The following is a 23,394-nucleotide window of genomic DNA, read 5'->3' as shown; positions in this document are numbered from 1 at the left end:
CAGACCAGGGGTAGATCCCAAAGGAACCCCAACCACCAGACACTCAGGCCCGGCGGTCATTGGGGGTTAATGCATTGGCATCAACATATTTCTAGCGCACTGTTGAGTTCTCAAGAACCGGACGCACGACTGTCGACCGCTTTCGCGGCTTTTCGTCTGCGGACTTCGTCCAGCTTACCGGGTTCTTCGACCCGGTCGGGACGCTCCTGGTTCATCGGCAGTGACTTCGCGCCCTTGAGCGTTCGTCGTCACCGATGTCGTTCGGAGTGTCCCGATCGTCCCGCGGGGACCGGCCGGCGTGCCGTCCGTTCCTCCCCGCTGGGGTGTGACAACTACGTTAACTGCGGGCCAGCAGCGGGTCAAATCCCGCTGTCGCCTCCCCCTCCGCCGGCGCGTCCGGGGCGTCGGCGACGTCGTCCACGTGAGCCGCGAGCTCTCGCAGGACGGCCCGCGCAGGGGACCGGGCCGCGTGCTCGGCCAGGGTGCGCCCGGCCAGGAGCGCTGCGTCGACCGCGGCGTCGTCCGGGATCGTCCAGGTGCTCTCGACACCCGCGAGACGACGCAGGAGCGAGGTCACCCGACGTCCCGGTGCTGCCCCCACGGCGCTGCTCCGGAGACGGTTGACGACGGGGACGACGACCGCGTCCGGGGCCAGGTCCGGAAGTCGCGACCAGGCGCGCGCGAAGCGCTGCAGCGACACCGGGTCGCCCGCTCCCACGACGAGCACCACGTCCGCCACCCCCAGGACCGTCGCCAGCACGGCGTCCCGACCGGACTCCTCGGTGAGGTCGTCACTGCCCCCGGGCAGGTCCACGACCGTCCAGTCGTGGGAGAGGGCACCCACCTCGAGGACGCGGCGCAACGCCGCCGGACGCAGCTCGCTCCACCGGCCGCCGTCGGGCGCCCCGGTCAGCACGTCCACGTCGTCGACCCGGGCGACGCGCGCGGCGAGCCCCGCGGCGTCGAGCCGCCCGCCGGCAGCGGCGCGCACCCCGGCGAGCAGCGAGGGCGCGTCGTCGAGCAGCCCCAGCACCTGGCCGACGGACGCCCCGCGGGTGTCGGCGTCCACCAGCAGCACGCTGCGACCGGCACCGGCCAGCTCCGCGGCCACGTTCACCGCCACCGTCGTGCGTCCGCACGACCCGTGCGGTCCCCAGACCGCCACCGTGCGGCCGGGGACGCCGAGCGCCCGCCCGTCGTCCGCGCCCGGGTCCTCCGGTGGTACCGGCGGGGTGTCCTGCGCGGCGGTCGCCAGGACGACCTCGCGCGCCACGTCGGCGGCGGGCTGGTCCTCCACGACGAACCGCGTGGCGCCCAGAGCCCGCCAGCGACGCTCCCACTCCTCCCCCGCCGCACCGGCGGGCAGCAGCACGACGAGGCCGGCGCCGCGACGGCGCAGGTCCGCCAGGACCTCGGTGTCGCACCCCGGCAGCTCGGCTCCCAGCACCACGGCCCGGGCCAGCCCCGCACCCACGGCGGCGAGGACGTCCGCCACGTCGGCGCACCGGCGCACCACGACGACCTCGCGGCGCAGCGGTTCCCACCCCGAGAGCAGCCGGGACTCCGCGGGCCCGGGCACGGCGACGAGGACGGGCAGCGTCACTGCCCACCCCCGGGAGCACTGCCGGGGACCGGCACGAGGACGAGGTCGTCGTCGGAGGCGACCGCCTCCAGGACGGCCGGGAGCGCGTCCTGCGGCACGACGACCTGGGCGTCCGCGCCGGCGCGGGTGGCGAGGGCTCCCCCACCGGTGACGACGGACGCGACCTCCGCCGCTGCGACCAGCCGTTCGGGACCGGGCACCGCCCCGTCCGTGGCCGCCGTCGCGCCTGCCGCGGCCGGTACGACCCACACGTCCACGAGGGAACCGACCACGACCCCGGGCGGGACGGCCCCCTCCACCGGGACGCTGACGGGGCGGGCCGTCAGCTCCTCGGCGCGCCCGACGGAGGAGCGCGGCAGGAGCTCACCGGCGCCGAGCCCGCGCAGCGCCACGGCACGTCCGTCCAGGACGGCGTCCGCGGGCACCTCCGCCGGCACGTAGCGCTCGGCCGTGGTGGGGTCCAGACGCACCTCGACCACCGTGAGGTCGGCGGCGGTGAGGCGCTGTCCCGCCCCGACCGCGCGACCGAGGCCCCACACCGTCGTGGTGTCCCGGGCCTGGCCGACGACGACGCTGCCCGCGACCACGCTCCCCGTGACGAGGAGCAGACCCACGAGCAGCCGCGGGTCGCGCCACGACGGGGCGCTCACCCGTCGCTCCGTCGTTCCCGTCGGGCCCGTCACCCGCACGACGTCCCGTCCCCGCACCGGCCGCACCGCTGTCCGCACCCGTCCACCCGTTCCTCGGTCCCGCTCTGGTCGACAGCCATGGTGAGGTCACCGGCCGGCAGCACCCCGCGGTTGTCCACAGGCCACCCGATCGGGTCAGCGGCACCCGGGTGACGTCGTGGCAGGATGCGGGCACCGCCGGGCCCCGCGCCCGGCAGTGCCCCCGAGTGCTCAGGAGAGCCAGCGTGCCTGCTCGATTCCTCCCGCTCGCGGACGTCGCCGAGACGCTCGCGATCTCCTCGGCCCAGGCCTACGCCCTGGTCCGGACGGGTGAGCTGCGCGCCATCAAGGTGGGTGGGCGCGGCCAGTGGCGCGTCGAGGACAGCGAGCTGGAGGACTACATCCAGCGCATGTACGCCCAGACGCGCGAGATCGTGCTCGCCGGTGGCGAGGACCACACCGCCTGACCCTCCCGGGGGATCCTCACGGGGCCCTCCTCACGGGGCTTCCTGCACCGCCAGCACCGCGCCGAACGGCACGGACAGCACCTCCGCGCCCGGCCCCGCACCCGGCGCCGGGACGAGGTCGAGGTGGTCCGCCCCGACCCGCCCGAGGCGACCGGTGTGCGTACCCGTCACCGTGCGCACCCGCACCCTCTCGCCGGCGTCACCGAGGGCGCGCAGCGCCATGAGGAACGTCCGCCGCGCCGCGACCGCGCTCAGCGGCGGCGCGCTCCAGCCCGGCACGCCCCGCACCCCGTCGACGGCGTCGGCCGCCAGCAGCACCTGCTCACCCCGGTCGGCGGCCAGCAGGAACCACCCCGGCCCCGCGCCGAGCACCCGCCCCACGAGGGTCGACCCGTCGCGCAGCGACCACGTCAGCGGACCACCGGCCGCGCGCACCCGGTCGGCCAGCGCCACCGTCGCCTGCTCGCGCCGCGTCCGGTCGGCCACCTCCGCCGCCAGGTCCTGACGCTGCTCGTGCTCGGCCTGGCCCGCGAGGTCGTCGAAGAGGTCGTCCCAGCGCACGAACCCACGCTCCCACGCCCCGGACGTGCCGGTGGCCCCCGCGCGTCCGCCGTCCCGTGACCTCGCCTGACGCTCCGTCAGCCGGTGCCCTCCGATCGGGCGCACCCGGGGTCGTTCGCTGGTCCCGCGCACAGCAGCTCGATAGACAGGGGGCACTAAACGACATCAAACGGCACCCAACCGCTGCCCGAAGTCTCCAGGAGCCCCACCGTGCACCCATCGTCCCTCGGGACCCAGGACCCCGCCGAGGTCGTCGTCGCCGTCTGCGCCGTCGTCGGGGTCGGGGTGGCGCTGTGGCTCGCGCTGAGCGTCGTGGTCGCGGTCGTGGACGAGGTGCGCCTGCGGCGCTCCCCGCGCCGCAGCGTCCGGCTGACCCCGGGCGTGCCGGCCGTCGTCCGCCGGCTCGTCGCCCTGGTCGTGGGGCTGCTGCTGGGCTCGGCCGCCCTCTCGGCGCAGGCCGCCGCACCGGGCGTCCCGGAGGCCGGCTGGGCCGCGACCACCGCGACCGCCGCGCCCGACCCGGGCTGGCCCGCGGCCACGGCCCTCACCCCCACCGGCACGACGGGCACCACCGCGCCCGCACCGCTCACCCCCACCAGGAGCACCCCGGTCCCGACCGGGGCCGGTGAGGTGGTCGTGCTGCGGGGGGACAGCCTCTGGTCGCTGGCCGAGCACCGCCTCGGGCCCGGAGCGACCCGCGCGGAGGTCCTCGCCGAGCAGCACCGGCTCTACGTCGCCAACGCGGACGTCGTCGGGGACGACCCCGACCGCCTCCTGCCCGGGCAGGTCCTCCGCCTGCCCTGAGCACCCCTGCCCCTGCCCCGAACGACCCGATCCCGGACGAACCCGTCGAGGAGACGACACGTGCCCATCACCAGCACGACCAGGACCACCGGCACGACCGTGGGCGGACTGCCGCGCTACGTCGACGACGAGGACGCCCACGGCGCCGAGGGACCGGTGCTCACGCACCTCAGCCCGGACCAGGGCGTCCTCGAGCTCGAGCTGCGCGACCTGCGGCTGCTGCCGCCCGCGGAACTGCCGGAGGTCACCGGCTGGACGCGGCGGTACCTCGTGACGCTGCTGGAGGTGCTCTCGGGTCTGCGCCCGGCCCAGCAGCTCCTGCGCTGGTCGAGCGCGGAGATCTACAGCGGGGTCCAGCGCAAGACGGCGCTGCACGCGCGGATGCGGTCCAGGGTCCGCCCGGCGGCCCGGGGGGCCGTCCGCGCGGCCCACGTCTCCTCGCTGCGCGTCTCGTTCCCCCGCGACGGGGTCGCCGAGGTCGGGGCCGTGCTGCGCGACGGGGACCGCGTCCGGGCGGCGGCGCTGCGTGTCGAGCGCTGCACCGACCGCTCCGGCGACCGGTGGCGGGTCACCGCGCTCGAGATGCGCTGACCCGCCCCGGCGGCGCGGCCCTCAGGCGTCGCGCTGGGCGCGTTCGGTGGCGCGCCGCTGAGCGCGGTTGCCCGTGGCGGCCTCGGTCGCCTGGGCGTCCCCCGCGTGCACCTCGACGTCGCCCTCGGCCGTGGGGGCGGAGTACTGCAGCTGCTGGCGGGCCGGCGGGGCGCCGAGGCCGGCGGGCGTCGCGCCGGCCTGGGCGGCGGGCTGGACCTGCAGGGAGAACAGGTACCCCACCGACTCCTCCTTGATGGCGTCGGTCATCGCGCCGAAGAGCTGGTAGCCCTCGCGCTGGTACTCCACGAGCGGGTCGCGCTGGGCCATCGCCCGCAGGCCGATGCCCTCCTGCAGGTAGTCCATCTCGTAGAGGTGCTCGCGCCACTTGCGGTCCAGCACCGACAGCACGACGCGGCGCTCGAGGTCGCGCAGGACGCTCGCACCCAGCTCCTCCTCGCGGGCGTCGTAGCAGGCCTGCGCGTCGCCGCGCATCTCCTCGACCAGCCGCTCGACCGTGAGGTTCCCCCGGCCCCCCGCGGCCTCGACGACCTCCTCGGGGGTGATCGAGACGGGGTACAGGCTGCGCAGCGCGGTGAAGAGCTCCTCCAGGTCCCAGTCCTCGCCGAAACCGCGGGCCGTGGCCTCCGACACGTACGCCGTCACGACGTCGTCGACGAAGTGCCGGATCTGCACGTGCAGGTCCTCGCCCTCGAGCACCTTGCGCCGCTCGGTGTAGATGACCTCGCGCTGGCGGTTGAGGACGTCGTCGTACTTCAGGACGTTCTTGCGGATCTCGAAGTTGCGGCCCTCGACCTGGCCCTGGGCGCTCTGGATGGCCCGGGAGACCATCTTGGACTCGATCGGGACGTCCTCGGGGATGCCCGTGCGGGTCAGGAAGCTCTCGACGAGGGCGGCGTTGAACAGGCGCATGAGGTCGTCGGTGAGCGAGAGGTAGAACCGGGACTCCCCCGGGTCGCCCTGCCGGCCCGAACGCCCGCGCAGCTGGTTGTCGATGCGGCGCGACTCGTGCCGCTCGGTGCCCAGGACGTAGAGGCCACCGAGGTCGCGGACCTCGTCGTGCTCGGCCTCGACCGAGGCGTTGGCCTGCTCCAGCACCTCCGGCCAGGCGGCCTCGTAGGCCTCGGGGGCCTCGTCGGGGTCCAGGCCCTTGTCCTTCATGGCCGCCACGGCCAGGAACTCGGCGTTGCCGCCGAGCATGATGTCCGTCCCGCGGCCGGCCATGTTCGTCGCGACCGTGACGGCGCCCCTGCGGCCGGCCTGGGCCACGATCGCGGCCTCGCGCTCGTGCTGCTTGGCGTTGAGGACGGTGTGCTCGACACCGGCCTTCGTCAGCAGGTTGGACAGGTACTCGCTCTTCTCCACGCTCGTCGTCCCGACCAGGACCGGCTGCCCGGCGGCGTGGTGCTCGGCGATGTCCTCGACGACGGCCGCGAACTTGGCCTGCTCGTTCTTGTAGACGAGGTCGGGCTGGTCCGCGCGGACGGCCGGCCGGTTGGTGGGGATCGGCACGACACCGAGCTTGTACGTCGCCTGGAACTCCGCGGCCTCGGTCATGGCCGTCCCGGTCATCCCCGCGAGCTTGTCGTACATGCGGAAGAAGTTCTGCAGGGTGATCGTCGCCAGCGTCTGGTTCTCGTTCTGGATCGGCACGCCCTCCTTGGCCTCGATGGCCTGGTGCATGCCCTCGTTGTAGCGGCGGCCGGCGAGGATGCGCCCGGTGTGCTCGTCGACGATGAGGACCTCGCCGTTGGGGGACACGACGTAGTCCTTGTCCCGCTTGAAGAGCTCCTTGGCCTTGACGGCGTTGTTGAGGAACCCGATGAGCGGGGTGTTCACGCTCTCGTAGAGGTTCTCGATGCCGAGCAGGTCCTCGACCTTGGCGATCCCGGCCTCGAGGATGCCGATGGTGCGCTTCTTCTCGTCGACCTCGTAGTCGACGTCGATCGTCAGGCGCCGGACGATCTTGGCGAACTCCGTGTACCACTTCGTGGGCGCGTCGGAGGGGCCGGAGATGATGAGGGGGGTGCGGGCCTCGTCGATGAGGATCGAGTCGACCTCGTCGATGATGGCGAAGTGGTGGCCCCGCTGGACCATCTCGGAGACGTTCCACGCCATGTTGTCGCGCAGGTAGTCGAAGCCGAACTCGTTGTTCGTGCCGTACGTGATGTCGGCCGCGTAGGCCTCGCGCCGCTCGTCGGGGCGCATCCGCGACAGGATGCACGAGCTCGTCATGCCCAGGAAGCGGAACACCCGGCCCATGAGGTCGGACTGGTACTCGGCGAGGAAGTCGTTGACCGTGATGACGTGGACGCCCTCGCCGGTGAGGGCGTTGAGGTAGGCGGGCAGCGTCGCGACGAGCGTCTTGCCCTCCCCCGTGCGCATCTCGGCGATGTTGCCCTGGTGCAGGGCCGCGCCCCCCATGAGCTGGACGTCGAAGTGCCGCTGGCCCAGGGTGCGCCGGGCCGCCTCGCGGACGACCGAGAAGGCCTCCGGGAGCAGGTCGTCGAGCGTCTCCCCGCCCGCGAGGCGCTCCTTGAAGCGGTCGGTCTCGCCCCGCAGCTCCGTGTCGCTCATCCCCTCGAAGTCGGGTTCGAGGGCGTTCACCTGCTCCGCGATGCGGTGCAGGCGCTTGACGACGCGTCCCTCACCGGCGCGGAGGACCTTTTCGACGATCGCTGGCACCCCGTCACTCTAGCGGCGCAACGGGGGGTGGCGTGGACCTCACGGTGACCGTCCGAGCAGCAGTGATCGCTCAGCGCGACTGGTCCAGCATCCGCCGCAGGTCGTCCGGGCGGACCCCGCCGATCGGCACGGGCACCGGCGCGACCGCGGGGGCCTCCTCGACCGGGGCCGGGAGCGGGGCTGGGACCGGGGCTGGGACCGGGGCTGGGACCGGGGCTGGGACCGGGCCGGCCGCGCTCCCCGCGGTGTCCCCGCCCGTGGGACCCACGGGGTCGGGGAGGTCGGCGAGGTCGGCGAGGTCGGCCAGGTCGGCGAACGCGGGGACGGCGGTCGCCGGCTCGGCCGGGCCGAGCCCACCGGCGGTCAGCTCGGGGCCGAGCTCGGCCACCGGGCGGGGTGCCCCCAGCAGGATCCCCTGGGCCAGGGAGCACCCGGCCTCGGTGAGCAGCACCGCCTGCCCGGCGCGCTCGACCCCCTCGGCGACGACGCCGAGGTCGAGGGCGGCACCGAGCTCGCAGAGCGTGCGGACGGCCGCGAGCGCGTCGACGCCGTCGGGACCGTCGATCTCGGCGACCAGGGTGCGGTCCAGCTTCACGCCGTCGACGGGCAGCCGCCGCAGCGGGGCGAGGGACTGGACCGCCAGCGCACCGGCCCGTCCCGGTTCGAGGGTGGCGAAGTCGTCGAGCAGGATCCGGGCCCCCGTCGCGCGCAGCTTCTCCAACCGCGCCGCGAGCACGTCGGGGTCCTGCCCGAGCAGGTGCGCGGGCACGTCGAGGACGAGCGCGGTGGGGTCCAGGCCGGCCGCCGTGAGCGCCTCGCGGACGTCGTCGGCCGCGCCGCGCGCCATGACGTGGGCGGCGGACAGGTTGACGGTCACGGACAGGTCCGGCACCCGGCCGCGCCACGCGGCGGCCTGGGTGCACGCCGAGCGCAGCACCCAGCGCCACAGCTCCCGCACCGCCGGGGAGCGTTCGGCCCCGGCGAGGAAGGCCCCCGGCTCGAGCAGGCCGCGGGTGCGGTGCCGCCAGCGCAGCAGCGCCTCGGCGCCGACGACCGCGCCGTCGGCGAGCCGCACGATCGGCTGGTAGGCGAGCTCGAACTCCTCCTCCCGCACGGCGCGCAGCAGGTCGTGCTCGAGCTGTCGGCGCAGGCGGTCCGCGTCGTGCGTGCCGGCCTCGAAGACGACCACGCCCCCCGGGACCGTGCCGTCGGCGACGGCGGGACCGGCCGCGTGCGAGCGGGCCTTGGCCATGTACATGGCGCTGTCGGCGCGGCGCAGCAGCTCGACGGCGCCGACCCCCTCCTCGGCCAGGGCGATCCCGATGCTGGCCCCGACCCGCACCGTCGTGCCGTGCGTCTCCAGCGGCAGCGCCACGTCGGCCTGCACCCGGGCGGCGATGCGCGCGGCCGCGCGGCCGGGGTCGACGTCGCGCACGACGAGGGCGAACTCGTCCCCGCCCAGGCGCGCGGCGACGTCGTCCCCGCGCAGGCAGCGCCGCAGCCGCCGGGCCACCCGGGACAGCACCTCGTCCCCGGCGGCGTGGCCGAGGGAGTCGTTGACCTGCTTGAACCCGTTGAGGTCGACGAACAGGACGGCCGTGCCCAGGCCGTCGGACCCGGTGACGCGCAGCGCCACCTCGAGCTGGCGCAGCAGCGTCGCGCGGTTGGGCAGGTTGGTCAGGGAGTCCGAGGAGGCGGCCTCGACGGCCCGCACGGTCTCGGCGTGGCTGAGGGCCATGCTCGCGTGCTCGGCGAAGGCGCGCAGGACGGTCGCCCCCACGGGGTCGAGCGGACCGCTGGCGCGGGTGTCCAGGACGAGGGCGCCGACGCTGCGGCCGTTGATGTGGACGGCGGCGGCCGCGGGGACCTCCTCGTCCCCGACCGCGACGCCGAACCCGCCCAGCGCGTCCGCGGCGGCGAGGGCGAGCCGCGGGTCCAGGACCGGCTCGCCGACGGCGGCCACGACGCGCATCCGCATCTGCGAGCGCGGGTCGGCCAGGACGAGGGTGACGGCGCGGCCGTCCATGAGCTCGGAGGAGCTGGACGCGATCTGGACGAGCAGCTCCGGCAGGGGCCGGCGGCTGGAGACGGCGCGCTGGAAGCGGACCGAGGTGGTGAGGACCTGCTCGCGCTGGCGCAGGGCCTGCTGCAGCTCGGTCCGCTCGGCGGCTCCCTGGGCGCCCTGCTGCCGGTGCCACCGCTCGCGCTCGCGGCCGTGGCCACCCAGGACCACCAGAGCCAGGACCCGGCCGACGAGGCGGACGGTCGCGAGCCCCTCGGCGGGGTCGCGCAGCTCGTCGGCCCGGCCGACGACGAGGTGGACCCCCACCAGGCCCGGGACCTCGACGACGCTCGTGCGGACCCGGCCCAGGCCCGGGACGGCGAAGGACCCGCCGCCGTCGCGGACGACCCGGGCCAGACCGCGTTCGGGCAGGAACCGCTGCCCGAGGCCGACGCCGCCGTGGACGTGGGAGCCCTCGCAGACGGCGACGACGTCGGCGTCGACGAGGTCGGCGACCAGACCGGCGGCCCGGCTCAGGACGTCGCGCTCGCTCGCGCCGCCCGACAGGTGCGTGAGCACGTGCTCGAGCAGCCCGGCGGCGTGCTCGACCTGGTCGGCGGGGAGAGCGGCGAGGTCCACCTCCGCTGTCTCGGCGCGGCCCCCGGTGGTGTTGAGGTTCCCGCCGCCGGACTCACCCGTTCGAGCCGACCACGGCGGCCAGGGCCGGGGCGAGGTCCCCGCGGCCGGCGACGAGGACGCCGTCCAGCCCCTGCCAGCGGGCGAGGTCGCGCAGCTCGGCGGCCAGCTCCTCCGCGGTCCGCGGCGGGGCCGAGGGTTCGGCGTGGGCCGCCTCGACGCGCAGGACGCCGGCGCGGCGGTCGGCCTTGAGGTCGACCCGGGCGACGAGGTCCTCCCCCAGCAGGAACGGCAGGACGTAGTAGCCGTGGACGCGCCGCTCGCGCGGGACGTAGAACTCCAGCCGCACGCTGACGCCGAACACCTCCTCGGTGCGCGGGCGGTGCCAGACCAGCGGGTCGAAGGGCGTCAGCAGGGCGCGGGCGTCGACCCGCGGGGCGACGGCGCCGGCCCAGCGGTACGCGGGCCGGTGCGGGGCCCAGCCGCGCACCCGAACGGGTTCGAGGCGGCCCTGCTCGACGAGCTCGGCCACGGCCCGCCGGGACGGGCCGGGGGCGAGCCGGAAGTGGTCGCGCAGGGTGGGTTCGGTCGCCACCCCGCTCGCGCGGGCGGCGGTGGCGACGAGTTCGCGGACGGCGTCGGCCGGGTCCGGGTCCGGCGCGTCGCGCACGGCGGGCGGCAGGACGCGACCGGCGAGGTCGTAGCGGCGCTCGAACTGCGCGGTGCGGCCCGCGGCCGAGACCCGGCCGGCGAAGAACAGGTGCTCGCAGGCGCGCTTGACCGCCGACCAGTTCCAGCCCCAGTGGTCGGTGGGGCGGGCGGCTCCCGAGCTGAGGGCCGCCTCCAGCTGCCGGGCCGTCGCCGGTCCGCGCAGGGCGAGGTGCTCCTCGACGGCCGCGAGCAGGTCGGGACGCTCGTGGGCGATGCTGCGCACGCTGCCCCAGGCGTCGGAGGCCGCGCGGTCCATCCGCCAGCGCAGCAGCCGGTGGGTGGCGGGCGCGACGTAGGACGCCTCGTGGGCCCAGTACTCCACGAGTCGGCGCGGGGCGCGGTGCGCGGCCCGGTCGACGAGGTCGGTCGGGTACGGCCCGAGCCGGCTGAAGAAGGGCAGGTAGTGGCTGCGGCAGAGCACGTTGACGCTGTCGATCTGCACGACGCCGAGGCGGTCCACGACGCGGCCGACGTGCGCGGCCGTCACGGTCGCGGGCCGGCGCCGGCTGAACCCGGAGGCCGCGAGCGCCGCGCGGCGGGCCTGCCGGGCCGTGATCTCCTCGATCCTCCCGGTGCGGCCCGGCGGCGCCGGGGGCGTCACGACAGTTCGACGATCTTCTCGCGCACGGCGTAGACGACGGCCTCCATGCGCGAGTGCAGCTGCAGCTTCTCGAGCAGGTTGCGGACGTGGTTCTTGACAGTGTTCTCGCTGATGCCGAGCTGGCCGGCGATCTCGCGGTTGGGCAGGCCGCGGGCCAGCAGCCGCAGCACCTCCAGCTCGCGCGGGGACAGCCGGGGGGTGCCGGGCAGGCCGAGGTTGCGCTCCTCGTCGCGCCGGCGCATGGCGTTGAACTCCCCGAGCAGCAGGCCGGCCATCTTGGGCGTGATGAGCGACTGCCCCGTCACCACCGAGCGGACGGCGTCGGCGACCTCCTCGGCCGGCACGTCCTTGAGCAGGTAGCCGTTGGCCCCGGCCCGCACCGCGCCGAACAGGTCGTCCTGCTCCTCGGAGGAGGTGAGCATGAGGATCTTCGTCGACGGCGCGACGGCCTTGATCTGGGCGCAGGCGTCGATGCCGGAGCGGCGCGGCATCCACACGTCCATGAGGACGACGTCGGGCAGCAGCTCCTCGACGCGCTCGAGCGCCTCGGCCCCGTCGGAGGCCTCCCCCACGACCTCGAGGTCGTCCTCGACGGACAGGACCATCTGCAGGCCCCGGCGGAACAACGAGTGGTCGTCCACGACGACGATCCGGATCGCCTCGCCCACGGCGTCCCCTCCCCTGCGCGCGCCGGCCGGACCGCTCGGTGGGGTCCGGTCCCGAGACGACGATCTTGGCACGGACGGCACAGGGCGCCACCCCCCGGCTCGGGGAGCGGCGCCCTGCGTCGGGGTCGCGTGGATCAGCGCACGGCCGCCGCGACGACGGCCGTCAGCGCCGCGTCGGAGGTCGCCCTGCCGTCGACCGCACCGCCCGCCGCGCCGTCCTGCTGCACGTCGAGGTGGATGACGCCGTAGTCCCAGCCGCGCCGGCGGTAGACCACGCTCGGGGAACCGGTGGCGGCGTCGACGAACAGGTAGAAGTCGTGGCCGACGAGCTCCATCTCGTAGAGCGCCTGGTCCAGGGTCATGGGCACCGCGTCGTGGCGCTTCTCGCGGATGACGACGGGCGAGGCGTCCTGCACGGCCGCGTCGGGGGCCTGCGCGGTGGGCGGCGTGGACCCGGCCATGACCGCGGGCGTGGGGGCCGCCGCGTCGGCGTCGGCGCCGACCTGCTCGGCGAGCGGGCGGCCGGGGTCGAAGGAACCGGTCAGCACCTCCTCGGACAGACCCGCGGTGGCCTGGTGGACGGAGGTGGGCCGGTGCCGGCCGTGGTGCACCTTGCGCCGGTCGCGGGCTCGCCGCAGGCGCTCCAGGAGCTTGGTGGTCGCGAGGTCGAGCGCCGCGTAGGGGTCGTCGGCGCACGCCTCGGCGCGCACGACCGGGCCCTTGTCGCGCACGGTGATCTCCACCCGTTCGCAACTGCTGGCCTGTCGGCGGTTGTTCTCGTGCGAGACCTCGACGTCGATGCGCTGGGCGCGCGGCGCGAGCTGGGTGACCTTGACCTCCAGCTTGTCCTCGACGTGCCGCCGGAACCTCTCCTTGACGTCGACGTGCCGTCCGGTGACCACAACTTCCACGGGATGCCTCCCTCGTTCGAGCTGGCGGCACCGGCACGTGGGCCGGCCCGCCTCGGACCGTCACCTCGTGCCGCGGACCACCCCCGGGGGGAGCGCGCGGTGAGCAGGCGGGCAGGCGTGGGAGAGGGGGTGCGCACCCTCGGGAGCGGTGCCCCGGACCCCGTCGCTGGCCGCCATGGGCCAACGCTAGACCCCCCGCCCCCCGGCTGCCCAGGTGGGACGCGCCCTCCCCCCGAGCGCCGCGGCCGGTTCACCCGCCCACCCGCGCGAGCGTCACCGTCAGCACGCCGTCCACCCGGACGCCACCGGCGCGCAACGCCCGGACGGCCTCCCGGGCCGTCGCCGTGGTCGTGGCGACGTCGTCCAGGACGAGGCACGGACCGGTCGGTGGTGCGCCCCGCAGGGCGAAGGCGCCGTGCACGTTGGCGCGGCGGCCGGACGCGTCGAGGTCGGTCTGGTCGTGCACCGCGCGCACCAGCCGCAGGCACCGCTCCACCCCGGCGTCGCGGCCGGTGGACCGCAGCCGGTGGGCCGTCCGGGCGGCGAGGTCGGCCACGAGGTCACCGCCGCGGGCGCGGCGGCTGGCCCGGCGCGTCGGGACGGGGACGAGGCGGACGGGGCCGGTGGGGACGAGCTCGCCCAGCTGGTCGGCCAGGGCCCGGGCCAGCACGGGCCGGGCCTCGGCGCGCCCGCGCTCCTTGACGGCCAGCAGCAGCTGCCGGGCCGGGCCGTCGTGCGGGGCGCACCCGCGCACGCGGGTCCCGTCGGGCAGGGCGGTGACGACCCCCGTCCGCAGCGCCCGGGAGCACGGGGGGCAGCAGACGTGGCCGGGCCGGCCGCACCCGGCGCAGTGCGCCGGCCACACCAGGTCGGCCAGGTCGGTCACGGCGGTCAGGGCGGCCGGGAGCGCGGGAGGGGACACGTCGCCCAGCCTGCTGCGGCGGCGCCGGGAGCGGGTGGGGCCGTCCACAGCCCGCACCCCGACCTCACCCCGGGTAGGAGGGGTCGCGACCGTCGGCGACGCCGATCCAGCCACCGCCGCTGCGGGAGAGCAGCCTGCCCTCACCGGTCCCCACGACGACGTCGCGGTCGGACCAGCCGCCGGCCAGCGAGACCGCGCCCGGGACGTCGGGCAACCGGCTGCTCGGGCCGGAGACCGGCGTCAGCACGGGCGCGGTCCGGCCCTGCCCGTCGCGCACGAGCAGGACCACGGCGTCGTCGGCCAGCCACGCGGCGTCCAGGACGTCCCCGGCGCCGGGGGCGAGGTCGGCGGTGCCGCCGGCCAGCCGCAGCGGGACGCCGGCGCCGTCGCGGACGATCCCGTGCGCGCGCACGTGCACGCCCCCCGCCTCGTCCCGCGCGACGACGAGCAGCCGCGCCCCGTCGCGGGCCACGCGCAGCCGGACCAGCTCCCCGCCGAGGCCGCCGGCGGGGGCCTGCACCGCCTGCGCCGGGGTGGACGGCGCGGCGGCGGGGACCACGAGCGGGTCCTGACCGGCCGCGGTCGCGGCGGTCCACACCCACCCGAAGCGGTCGACGGCGGGCGGCACGAGCTGCCCGCGGCCGGTCACGGCCGTCTGCAGGGGGCCGCCGACGGTCTGCACCCGCACGACGCGGGCGTCGTCGGTGAGCACGGCGTAGGTCGACCCGTCGAAACCGGCCGCGGGGTGGGCGGCACCGCCACCGGGTTCCAGGCCGGGCCCCGTGCCCTCCACCGGGACCACGCCCGCGCGGTCCCAGCGGGACAGCCCCTGCGGGCCCAGCAGGACCAGGCGGGTGTCGACGGGCACGGTCGAGCGGGGCAGGTCCGCGCCCGGGGCCCCGCTGCGGCTCAGCTCGGCCCCGCCGACGGTGACGGTGACGTCGGAGACCTCGGGCAGGCCGGTGAGGCTGGCCCGCAGCTGCGCGAGCAGCACCGCCCGCTGCGCCGGACCGGCCTCCAGCACCCGGTCGGACAGGTCCACCGTCGCGGTGCCGGCCGAGACCGGCACCGTGCCCACCCGCAGCGACGTACCGCGCGGGGCCCCCGAGACCACGGCGGGGGCCAGCCAGTCCGAGGGCCCCTGCAACAGCGCCCGGACGATGCGCGTCGCGACCGAGGAGTCGTAGCCGAACCAGCGGACGTCGGCCAGCAGCCGCGGCGCCGGCCCGGCGGTCACGAAGAAGACGGGGAAGGACCGCAGCGTGCGGGAGGCGTCCAGCGCGGTCAGGACGATCCCGTCGCCCGGTTCGGCCAGCCGCCACTGCCCGTCCTCGCGCACGAGCCGCACCGGTCGCGTCGACGTCGCCCCGGGGGGTTGCTCGACGTAGTGCCCGGCCTCGTCGACGACGGCCGTCGCCGTCACCGTGATCGACACGACCGCCCCGGTCGGGTCCTGGGAGACCAGGGACAGGTCCGGCCCGGTGGCGACGACCGTCGTGGCGGCGTCGGCGCGCCAGGACTGCGCGGCGTCGGCGGTGAGGAACTCCCGGGCGACGGCGTGGTCGTCGTCGGCGCCGACGGCGGCCCGCAGGAAACCGCGCACGACCTCGACGGGACCGGCCTCGGGGACCGGGCCGGCCGGGATGACCTGCAGCAGGCCGACCCGCGGGTCGGCCTCGATGCGCGAACCGCTGACGACGTCGCTGGAACGGGGCACCCCGCCGCAGCCCGCGAGCGCCAGCAGCCCCGCGACCCCGAGGGCGGTGCGGCGCTTCACGAGGTCCCCCGCCCCGGTCCGGCGGGCAGGGCCGCGACGGGTTCGCGCCAGCCGAGCGGCACGACCGGCAGCGGGGAGGAGCGCAGCGAGCGGCCCGCCACCCGCGGGACCGTCAGGACGAAGTGGCAGCCCTGGCCGGGTCTGCCCCACACCTCCAGCCAGCCGCCGTGCAGCCGGGTGTCCTCCAGGGCGATGGCCAGCCCCAGCCCGCTGCCGCCGGTGGTGCGCGCGCGGGCGGGGTCGGCGCGCCAGAACCGGTCGAACACCCGCGGCAGCTGCTGCGGCTGCAACCCGACCCCGTGGTCGCGCACCCCCACCGCGACGGCGTGCTCGTCGCAGGCGACGGTGACCTCGATGGGCCGGGCCTCGCCGTGCTCGATCGCGTTGCCGACGAGGTTGCGCAGGACGCGCTCGATGCGCCGGGCGTCCACCTCGGCCGTGCAGGGCCCGGCGGGTTCGCCGACCGAGACCGTCGAACCCCGGCGGTCGGCGAGGGTGGTGGTGAACTCCACGACGTGGTGCACCAGGACCCGCACGTCCTGCGCGTCCGGTTCCAGCGCGGCGGCTCCGGCGTCGAAGCGGGAGATCTCCAGCAGGTCCGACAGCAGGGTGTCGAACCGTTCGAGCTGGGTCAGCAGGAGTTCGGCCGACCGCGCCGAGGCGGGGTCGAAGCCCTCCCGCGCGTCGTGCAGGACCTCCCCGGCCATCCGGATCGTGGTCAGCGGGGTGCGCAGCTCGTGGCTGACGTCGGAGACGAACCGCCGCTGCAGGCGGGACAGCTCCTCCAGCTGCTCGATGTGCTGCTGCATCCCGGCGGCCATCTCGTTGAACGCGCGGGCCAGCCGAGCCAGGTCGTCGGTGCCGCGCACCCGCATCCGCTCGTCGAGGTGCCCGCCGGTGAGGCGCTCGGCCGTCCCGGCGGCCTCCCGCACGGGTTCGACGACCGTGCGCGCGACGACCCAGGCGACCGCGCCGACGAGCAGGACCAGCGCGATGCCGCCGCCGACGAACGTGGTGCGCACCAGGGAGACCGTCTGCTCCTCGCTGGCCAGGGAGTAGACGAAGTACAGCTCGTACTCCCCCGCCCGCGGCAGGGTGACGGTGGAGCCGACGACGAGGCTGGGGGCCCCGGAGGCGTCGGGCAGGTCGACGATCTGCAGCTGCTGCACGTCCGAGGCCACCACGGCCCGGCGCAGCGCCATCGGCACGTCCGCGGCGTCGAGCCCCTCGGAGGCCACGTCGCGCACGACGACCTGACCGCTGGCGGCGGTGTCGGGGGCACCCGTCGCGCGCAGCAGGACGACCCCCCGCACGCGGTCCGGGCCCGCGCCCTCCAGGGACGAGACGACGTCCCCGGCGAGCTGCTCGACCTCGGCCGAGCTCGTGGTGGTGGCCGCGTCGAACTGCTGCTGGGCCGTCTGCGCGCTGCGCGCGGCGTCGGCCAGCGCCACCCGTTGCCGCTCGGCGACGAGGCCGTCGGCGATCCCGTCGAGCAGGAACGAGCCCACCCCGACGACGACGGCGAGGCCGAGCATGGTCGTCAGGACGACGACGCGCAGTTGCAGCGAGGCCCGCCAGCGGGCCAGCAGCCGTCCCACCCTCAGGTCCCCGCGCTCGTCGCCGCCGTCACAGCGGCCCGGCGCGGTACCCCACCCCGCGCACGGTCACGACGATCTCGGGGTGCTCGGGGTCGCGCTCGATCTTGGAGCGCAACCGCTGGACGTGGACGTTGACCAGGCGGGTGTCGGCCGCGTGCCGGTAGCCCCAGACCTGTTCGAGCAGGAGTTCGCGGGTGAACGCCTGCCAGGGCTTGCGGGCCAGGGTGACGAGCAGCTCGAACTCCAGGGGGGTCAGCGGCAGCGAGCGGCCGTCGCGGCGCACGGAGTGCCCCGCGACGTCGACGGTCAGGTCGCCGATGCGCAGGGTCTCGGGCGGGCGTTCGCCCGCCGTGCGCAGCCGCGCCCGGACGCGGGCCACGAGCTCCTTGGGCTTGAACGGTTTGACGACGTAGTCGTCGGCGCCGGCCTCCAGGCCCAGCACGACGTCGACCGTGTCGCTCTTGGCCGTCAGCATGACGATCGGCACCCCGGACTCGGCGCGGATCTGCCGGCACACCTCCATGCCGTCGGTGCCGGGCAGCATCAGGTCGAGCAGCACGACGTCGGGCCGCGTGGAGCGGAACGCCGCCAACGCCTCGTCCCCGTCGGCGCAGAAGCGCGTCTCCAGCCCCTCGCCCTGCAGCACGATCCCGAGCATCTCGGCGAGCGCGGTGTCGTCGTCCACCACGAGCACGCGTCCCCTCATGGGGTCATCCTGCCTCGCGCGGCGCGTCCGCGGGTGATCACCACGCCGCGCCGCGCCGCGCGGGGGTCCACCTCCTGGCTCCCCCGACCGCGCCGACGCCCTCTGGCACGATGTCGGAGCATGGGGGACGAGCAGTGGCAGCGGCCGGACGACGGCGCCGGTGCGCGGGGTGCGCGCGGTCCCGGTGAACCCGCCCCCGCCGCGCCGGTGAGCGGCTGGGGGACCGCGCCCGGCGGCCCGGCCGGTGGCGCCGGTCCCGGGTCGTCCCGCGCGCCGGCCCCGCGCCCCGGGATCGTGCCCCTGCGCCCGCTGGGGCTCGGGGAGGTCTGGGACGGGGCGTTCCGCGCCTTCCGGCAGAACCCGAAGGTGATGGTGGGGTTGTCGGCGATCGTCGTCGTCGCCACCTCCCTCGTCAGCCTCCTCGCCTCCGTCGTCACCACCCGGGACGCCATGGGCCTGCTCGACCGCCTCGAGGCGGGCCCCGCCGGCGTGAGCGCGGACGAGGTGTTCTCCCTGGTCCAGCGCTCGCTGCCGCTGATCGGGGTGAGCGTCGTGCTGCAGCTCGTGGCCGTGCAGGTGCTCAACGGGATGCTCATCACGAGCGTCAGCCGCGCCGTCCTGGGCCGCACGGTCGGGTTCGCCGAGCTGTGGCGGGTGTGCCGGCCGCGGGTCCTGCGGCTCGTCGGGCTCTCCCTCGTCGTCTCCCTGGCCTCGCTGCTCGTCGGGCTGGTGACGCTGGCGCCGGGGGTCCTGCTGCTGGTGTTCGCCGACTCCGGCACCGGGATCGGCCTGGGCGTCGCGGCCGCGGTGCTCGGGGCCCTGGCGTGGGCCGTCGGCGCCGCGTACCTGTGGGTGAAGTGGTCGATGGCCACGCCGGCGATGCTGCTGGAGGAACTGGGGATCGGCGCCGCCCTGCGGCGCTCCTTCCGGCTGACCCGCCGCTCGTTCTGGCGCCTGTTCGGCATCCAGCTGCTCACCGCGGCCGTGGTGTACGCCGTCGTCGCCGCGGTCGGCTTCCCGTTCAGCCTCGTCGGCGGGATCGTCTCGGCCGCCGTCGGGGACCCCGCGAGCACGGGCGCCGTCCTGGTGCAGCAGTCGATCACGACGCTCGGCTCGATGGTCGGCAGCATCGTGGCGTACCCCTTCCTCGCCTCAGTCACGGCGCTGCTCTACGTGGACCTGCGGATGCGGCGCGAGGGCCTGGACGTCGAGCTGCACCGGGCCTCGCTGCGGTGAGGCCCTCGTGCTGACGGGGTTGCCCGCGCTCTCGACGGAGGTGCCGGTGCGGCCGGACCGCGCCGGCGCGCGCGGGTGGCTCGCCCGGGAGCTGGCGGGCCCGGAGTACCGCCAGTCGCAGGGGTCGTGGCTGGCGCGCGCCTGGTCCTGGCTGTGGGAGCGGCTGCAGGAGGTCTCGGTGCCGGGCCTGGGGACGGGCTGGACCTCCGTCCTGGTCGTCGTCGTGCTCCTGGTCGCGCTCGCGGCCGTCGTCCTGCTCGTGGGGGGACCGCTGCGCCGCAGCGCCCGGCAGTCCCCGCAGGGCCCCGTCTTCGAGGCCGCCCCCGAACCCGCCTCGGCGCACTTCGCCCGCGCCGACGCCGCGGCCGCCGCCGGTGAGCACGCCCTCGCCGTCGCCGAGCGCTTCCGCGGCCTGGTGCGCTCGCTGGAGGAGCGGGCCCTGCTCGACGTCCGCCCCGGCCGCACCGCCGCCGAGATCGCCGCCGAGGCCGGCGGTGCGCTGCCGGACTGCGCGGCCGCGCTGCACCGGGCCGCGCGCACGTTCGAGGACGTCCGCTACGGCGGTCGCCCCGCCACCGCCGGCACCGACGACGACCTGCGCGAGGTCGTGCGCCGGGTCGGCGCCGCCCGCCCCGTCGCCCTCGACGCCACCGCCGGGCCGCGCGCGTGAGCGCTGGGACCGGACGCGCCGGCGGTGCGGCGGGGCTGGTGCGCCGCCACCGCGGCGCCGCCCTGCTGGTCCTCGCGCTCGTCGCGACGGCGGTGCTCGTCACCCTGCTCACCCCGCGCACCGACGAGGCCGTCTTCTCCCCGGAGTCGGCCGCCCCCTCCGGTGGTCGCGCCGTGGCCCGGGTGCTGGCCGAGCAGGGGGTGCGGGTCGACCAGGCCCGCAGCTTCGACGCCGCGCTGGGCGGGCTCGGCGCCGCGGACGACGTCACGCTGCTGGTGACGCGACCGGACCTGCTGTCGGCGCAGCGGTGGGACCGCCTCGCCGCCAGCGGCGCCGACCTCGTCCTGCTGCGGCCGGACGCCGGGACCCTGGAGGCGCTGACGGGGGCGGTCCGCGCGACGGGCGAGGCCCGGACGGGCGTGCGCGACCCCGGGTGCGACCTGCCCGCGGCCCGCGCCGCCGGCCCGGCCCGCGCCGGTGGGCCCACGTACGCCGCCTCCGACGGCGCGACCGCCTGCTACGGGGGGTCCTACGTCCAGGGCCCGCTGCGCGAGGGTCCCGGCACCCTCACCGTCGTGGGGCAGCCCTCGCTGCTGACGAACCGGTGGGTGGCGCAGGACGGGAACGCCGCCCTGGCGCTGTGGACGCTCGGGGCGCACCGGGACCTGGTCTGGTACCTGCCGGACCCGCTCGACACCGACTCCCCCACCGTCCCGCTCACGGCGCTGCTGCCGCCGTGGCTGTGGCCCTCGGTCGCCGTCCTCGCCCTGGCCGGCGCCGTCCTGCTGCTGTGGCGGGGCCGGCGCCTGGGCCGGCTCGTCAGCGAGCCGCTGCCCGTCCTCGTGCGCGCCGCCGAGACCGTCGAGGGTCACGGCCGCCTCTACGCCAGCGCCCGCGCCGCCGGCCGGGCCGCGCAGGCGCTGCGGGAGGCGACGCTGCGCCGCCTGCGCGCCTGGACGGGGCTGGACCCGCGGGCCGGCGTGCCCGACGTGGCCGACCAGGTGGCGTGGGTGACGGGCCGTCCCGCACCCGCCGTGCACGAGCTCCTGGCCGGGGCCGACCCCCGCGACGACCCCGCCCTCGTGCGGCTGGCCCTGGACCTGGACGCCCTCGAACGGGACGTGCGGGCCGGGTCGGGCCCCACCTCGGCGCAGGCCCCCCCGACGCACCCGTCCCGCACCACCCGACCGGAGGACACCCCGTGAGCGAAACCCCCTCGACCGAGGCCGTCGAGGACGCGCGGCAGGCCCTGCGCGCCGTCCGGCAGGAGGTGGCCAAGGCCGTCGTCGGCCAGGACGCGGCCGTCACCGGCCTCGTCATCGCCGTCCTGTGCCGCGGCCACGTGCTGCTGGAAGGCGTCCCGGGCGTGGCCAAGACGCTGCTCGTGCGCAGCCTGTCGGCCTCGCTGGCCCTGGACACCAAGCGCGTGCAGTTCACCCCCGACCTCATGCCGGGCGACGTCACGGGCTCCCTCGTCTACGACGCCCAGAGCTCGCGGTTCTCCTTCCGCGAGGGCCCGGTGTTCACGAACATCCTGCTCGCCGACGAGATCAACCGGACGCCGCCGAAGACGCAGGCCTCGCTGCTGGAGGCGATGGAGGAGAAGCAGGTCTCCGTCGAGGGCGAACCGCGCCGGCTGCCCGACCCGTTCATCGTCGCCGCGACCCAGAACCCCGTCGAGTACGAGGGCACCTACCCGCTGCCGGAGGCGCAGCTGGACCGGTTCCTGCTGAAGCTGACGCTGCCGCTGCCCCCCCGCGAGGACGAGGTGGAGGTGCTGGCCCGGCACGCCACGGGGTTCGACCCCCGCGACCTGGCCGCGGCCGGGGTGCGGGCCGTGGCGACGCCGGAGCAGCTGGCCATCGCCGCCGACGCCGTCCGCCGCGTGCAGTGCTCGCGCGAGGTGCTCGGGTACGTCGTCGACGTGTGCCGGGCGACGCGGGAGTCCCCCTCGCTGGCCCTCGGCGTCTCCCCGCGCGGGGCGACGTCGCTGCTGGCGACGGCGCGGGCGTGGGCGTGGCTGTCGGGGCGCGACTACGTCTCCCCCGACGACGTGAAGTCCCTGGCCCGCCCGACCCTGCGGCACCGCGTCCAGCTGCGCCCGGAGGCCGAGCTGGACGGCGTGAGCGTCGACGCGGTGCTGGACTCCGTCCTCGGCTCCGTCCCGGTCCCGCGCTGACGTGGCGCTCACCGGACGCGCCGTCTGGCTGGCCCTGGCCGGCCTGGTCCTCGTCGTGGCCTGGCCCGGGTGGGCCGCGGTCGGCGTCTGGACGGCCGTCTGCGTCGTGCTCGTCGGGCTCGACGTCGTCCTGGCCCCCTCACCCGCGCGGTTGAGCGTGGTGCGGGCACCGGTGCCGGCCGTGCGGCTGGGTGAACCCCGCACGACCGAGCTCACGGTGCAGAACGTGGGCGCGAAGCGGCTGCGCGGGGTGCTGCGCGACGCGTGGGTGCCCTCGGCCGGGGCCCGGCGCACCCGGCACGCCCTCGACGTGCCGGCCGGGGAACGGCGGCGGTTCGCCGTCGAGCTGGTCCCCACCCGCCGCGGCGACCGGCTCGCCGACCGCGTGACCGTGCGTTCGCGCGGCCCGCTGGGCCTGGCGGCGCGGCAGCGGTCGGCGCCCGTGCCCGGGCGGTTGCGCGTCCTGCCGCCCTTCACCTCCCGCCGGCACCTGCCGTCCCGGCTGGCGCGGCTGCGGGAGCTGGACGGGCGCAGCGCCGTGCAGCACCGCGGCCAGGGCACCGAGTTCGACTCCCTGCGCGACTACGTCGACGGCGACGACGTGCGCTCCATCGACTGGCGGGCCAGCGCCCGCCGGCAGGCCGTCGTCGTGCGGACCTGGCGCCCCGAGCGGGACCGGCGGGTCCTCCTGGTCGTCGACACCTCCCGCACGTCGGCCGCCCGCCTGGACGGTGAGCACCCCACCGCCCGGCTCGACGCGCAGATCGAGGCCGCGCTGCTGACCGCCGCGCTCGCCGCCCGCGCCGGGGACCGCGTCGACCTCGTCGCCCACGACCGGCGGGTGCGGGCGCGGGTGCGCGGGAGCTCGCGCGGGGACCTGCTGCCCTCCCTCGTCGAGGCCCTCGCCCCGCTGGAACCCTCCCTCGTGGAGGCGGACTGGGACGCGGTGGCGACCGAGGTGCGCACGACCGTCCGCCAGCGCGCGCTCGTGGTGCTGCTCACCGCGCTGGACTCCTCCGTGCTGGACTCCGGGCTGCTCGGCGTGCTGGAGCAGCTCGCGACGCGGCACACCGTCGTGCTCGCCGCGGTCGACGACCCCGCCCTGCGGGCGCTGGCCCGGGGCCGCTCGGACGCCGAGGCCGTCTACACCGCCGCCGCCGCCGAGACGGCCACCGCGACGCGCGACCGGACCGCGCGGCTGCTGACGCGGCTGGGCGTGGAGGTCGTGCACGCCGGGCCGGACGAGCTGGCTCCGGCGCTGGCGGACCGGTACCTGGCGCTGAAGGCGGCGGGCCGGCTCTGAGGACGTGAGGACGGAGGTGAGGACGGCACCGGGGTCGCCCTGACGACCGCCACGCCGGTCCCACGGCTGCGACGGCG

The 23,394-nt window shown here is 76.4% G+C and carries 20 protein-coding genes; 8 read left to right on the top strand and 12 right to left on the bottom strand.

The annotated features are described in order from the left end of the window. Positions 1-337: 337 nt before the first annotated feature. Together AB2L28_RS19750 and AB2L28_RS19745 are read right to left on the bottom strand one after the other, a co-directional pair. On the bottom strand, positions 338-1,603 hold the full coding sequence (locus AB2L28_RS19750; protein ID WP_370720703.1) for a CpaE/TadZ family protein: 1,266 nt from the start codon (positions 1,601-1,603) through the stop codon (positions 338-340). Continuing rightward, the gene (locus AB2L28_RS19745) at positions 1,600-2,253 is read right to left on the bottom strand and encodes a hypothetical protein (RefSeq protein WP_370720702.1); all 654 of its coding nucleotides are present in this window, start codon (positions 2,251-2,253) and stop codon (positions 1,600-1,602) included. Before AB2L28_RS19745 ends, AB2L28_RS19750 begins: the two co-directional genes overlap by 4 nt. A gap of 263 nt (positions 2,254-2,516) precedes the next feature. On the opposite strand from AB2L28_RS19745, the gene AB2L28_RS19740 reads away from it, so the two are divergent. Next, on the top strand, positions 2,517-2,738 hold the full coding sequence (locus tag AB2L28_RS19740) for a helix-turn-helix transcriptional regulator (protein WP_370720701.1): 222 nt from the start codon (positions 2,517-2,519) through the stop codon (positions 2,736-2,738). A gap of 30 nt (positions 2,739-2,768) precedes the next feature. Here AB2L28_RS19740 and AB2L28_RS19735 read toward each other — a convergent pair whose 3' ends face one another. Beyond that, positions 2,769-3,299 (bottom strand): hypothetical protein, encoded by a 531-nt coding sequence (locus AB2L28_RS19735; RefSeq protein WP_370720700.1) that lies wholly within the window; start codon positions 3,297-3,299, stop codon positions 2,769-2,771. A gap of 210 nt (positions 3,300-3,509) precedes the next feature. On the opposite strand from AB2L28_RS19735, the gene AB2L28_RS19730 reads away from it, so the two are divergent. After that, positions 3,510-4,103, top strand: coding sequence for a LysM peptidoglycan-binding domain-containing protein (locus AB2L28_RS19730; RefSeq protein ID WP_370720699.1), 594 nt, complete (start codon positions 3,510-3,512; stop codon positions 4,101-4,103). Between the two features lie 60 nt (positions 4,104-4,163). Continuing rightward, positions 4,164-4,694: an Rv3235 family protein gene (locus AB2L28_RS19725; RefSeq protein WP_370720698.1), complete on the top strand. Its 531-nt coding sequence runs from the start codon at positions 4,164-4,166 to the stop codon at positions 4,692-4,694. Between the two features lie 21 nt (positions 4,695-4,715). Here AB2L28_RS19725 and secA read toward each other — a convergent pair whose 3' ends face one another. The 9 genes from secA to mtrA form a co-directional block, all read right to left on the bottom strand. Then, positions 4,716-7,397: a preprotein translocase subunit SecA gene (secA, locus tag AB2L28_RS19720; protein ID WP_370720697.1), complete on the bottom strand. Its 2,682-nt coding sequence runs from the start codon at positions 7,395-7,397 to the stop codon at positions 4,716-4,718. Between the two features lie 70 nt (positions 7,398-7,467). Beyond that, positions 7,468-10,038, bottom strand: a complete 2,571-nt coding sequence (locus AB2L28_RS19715; RefSeq protein WP_370720696.1) for a putative bifunctional diguanylate cyclase/phosphodiesterase — start codon at positions 10,036-10,038, stop codon at positions 7,468-7,470. Between the two features lie 52 nt (positions 10,039-10,090). Then, positions 10,091-11,347 (bottom strand): winged helix-turn-helix domain-containing protein, encoded by a 1,257-nt coding sequence (locus AB2L28_RS19710; protein WP_370720695.1) that lies wholly within the window; start codon positions 11,345-11,347, stop codon positions 10,091-10,093. Beyond that, on the bottom strand, positions 11,344-12,096 hold the full coding sequence (locus AB2L28_RS19705; protein ID WP_370720694.1) for a response regulator: 753 nt from the start codon (positions 12,094-12,096) through the stop codon (positions 11,344-11,346). The genes AB2L28_RS19710 and AB2L28_RS19705 overlap by 4 nt, the downstream gene beginning before the upstream one ends. A 53-nt stretch (positions 12,097-12,149) precedes the next feature. Continuing rightward, positions 12,150-12,926, bottom strand: coding sequence for a ribosome hibernation-promoting factor, HPF/YfiA family (hpf, locus tag AB2L28_RS19700; protein WP_370720693.1), 777 nt, complete (start codon positions 12,924-12,926; stop codon positions 12,150-12,152). A gap of 250 nt (positions 12,927-13,176) precedes the next feature. After that, positions 13,177-13,848, bottom strand: coding sequence for a ComF family protein (locus AB2L28_RS19695; RefSeq protein WP_370720692.1), 672 nt, complete (start codon positions 13,846-13,848; stop codon positions 13,177-13,179). A 64-nt stretch (positions 13,849-13,912) separates the two neighbouring features. Next, positions 13,913-15,625, bottom strand: a complete 1,713-nt coding sequence (locus AB2L28_RS19690; RefSeq protein WP_370720691.1) for an LpqB family beta-propeller domain-containing protein — start codon at positions 15,623-15,625, stop codon at positions 13,913-13,915. Next, on the bottom strand, positions 15,622-17,223 hold the full coding sequence (mtrB, locus tag AB2L28_RS19685) for an MtrAB system histidine kinase MtrB (protein WP_370720690.1): 1,602 nt from the start codon (positions 17,221-17,223) through the stop codon (positions 15,622-15,624). The genes AB2L28_RS19690 and mtrB overlap by 4 nt, the downstream gene beginning before the upstream one ends. A 28-nt stretch (positions 17,224-17,251) precedes the next feature. Further along, positions 17,252-17,929: an MtrAB system response regulator MtrA gene (gene mtrA, locus AB2L28_RS19680; protein ID WP_370720689.1), complete on the bottom strand. Its 678-nt coding sequence runs from the start codon at positions 17,927-17,929 to the stop codon at positions 17,252-17,254. Between the two features lie 120 nt (positions 17,930-18,049). On the opposite strand from mtrA, the gene AB2L28_RS19675 reads away from it, so the two are divergent. Genes AB2L28_RS19675 through AB2L28_RS19655 form a run of 5 tightly spaced genes read left to right on the top strand, consistent with a single transcriptional unit; the run spans position 18,050 to position 23,317 of the window. After that, the gene (locus AB2L28_RS19675; RefSeq protein ID WP_370720688.1) at positions 18,050-19,165 is read left to right on the top strand and encodes a glycerophosphoryl diester phosphodiesterase membrane domain-containing protein; all 1,116 of its coding nucleotides are present in this window, start codon (positions 18,050-18,052) and stop codon (positions 19,163-19,165) included. Positions 19,166-19,172: 7 nt separating this feature from the next. Then, positions 19,173-19,835: a DUF4129 domain-containing protein gene (locus AB2L28_RS19670; protein WP_370720687.1), complete on the top strand. Its 663-nt coding sequence runs from the start codon at positions 19,173-19,175 to the stop codon at positions 19,833-19,835. Further along, a complete protein-coding gene (locus AB2L28_RS19665; RefSeq protein WP_370720686.1) occupies positions 19,832-21,040 on the top strand; it encodes a DUF4350 domain-containing protein in 1,209 nt (402 codons plus the stop codon). The genes AB2L28_RS19670 and AB2L28_RS19665 overlap by 4 nt, the downstream gene beginning before the upstream one ends. Continuing rightward, positions 21,037-22,014 carry an AAA family ATPase gene (locus AB2L28_RS19660; RefSeq protein ID WP_370720685.1) on the top strand — a complete coding sequence of 326 codons (978 nt, stop codon included), beginning with the start codon at positions 21,037-21,039 and terminating at the stop codon, positions 22,012-22,014. The genes AB2L28_RS19665 and AB2L28_RS19660 overlap by 4 nt, the downstream gene beginning before the upstream one ends. Position 22,015: 1 nt before the next feature. Continuing rightward, positions 22,016-23,317 carry a DUF58 domain-containing protein gene (locus AB2L28_RS19655; protein WP_370720684.1) on the top strand — a complete coding sequence of 434 codons (1,302 nt, stop codon included), beginning with the start codon at positions 22,016-22,018 and terminating at the stop codon, positions 23,315-23,317. Positions 23,318-23,394 lie beyond the last annotated feature (77 nt).

This window comes from Kineococcus mangrovi (genome assembly GCF_041320705.1).
GTDB lineage: Bacteria > Actinomycetota > Actinomycetes > Actinomycetales > Kineococcaceae > Kineococcus > Kineococcus mangrovi.
This window is presented reverse-complemented; position numbering and strand designations above follow the sequence as displayed.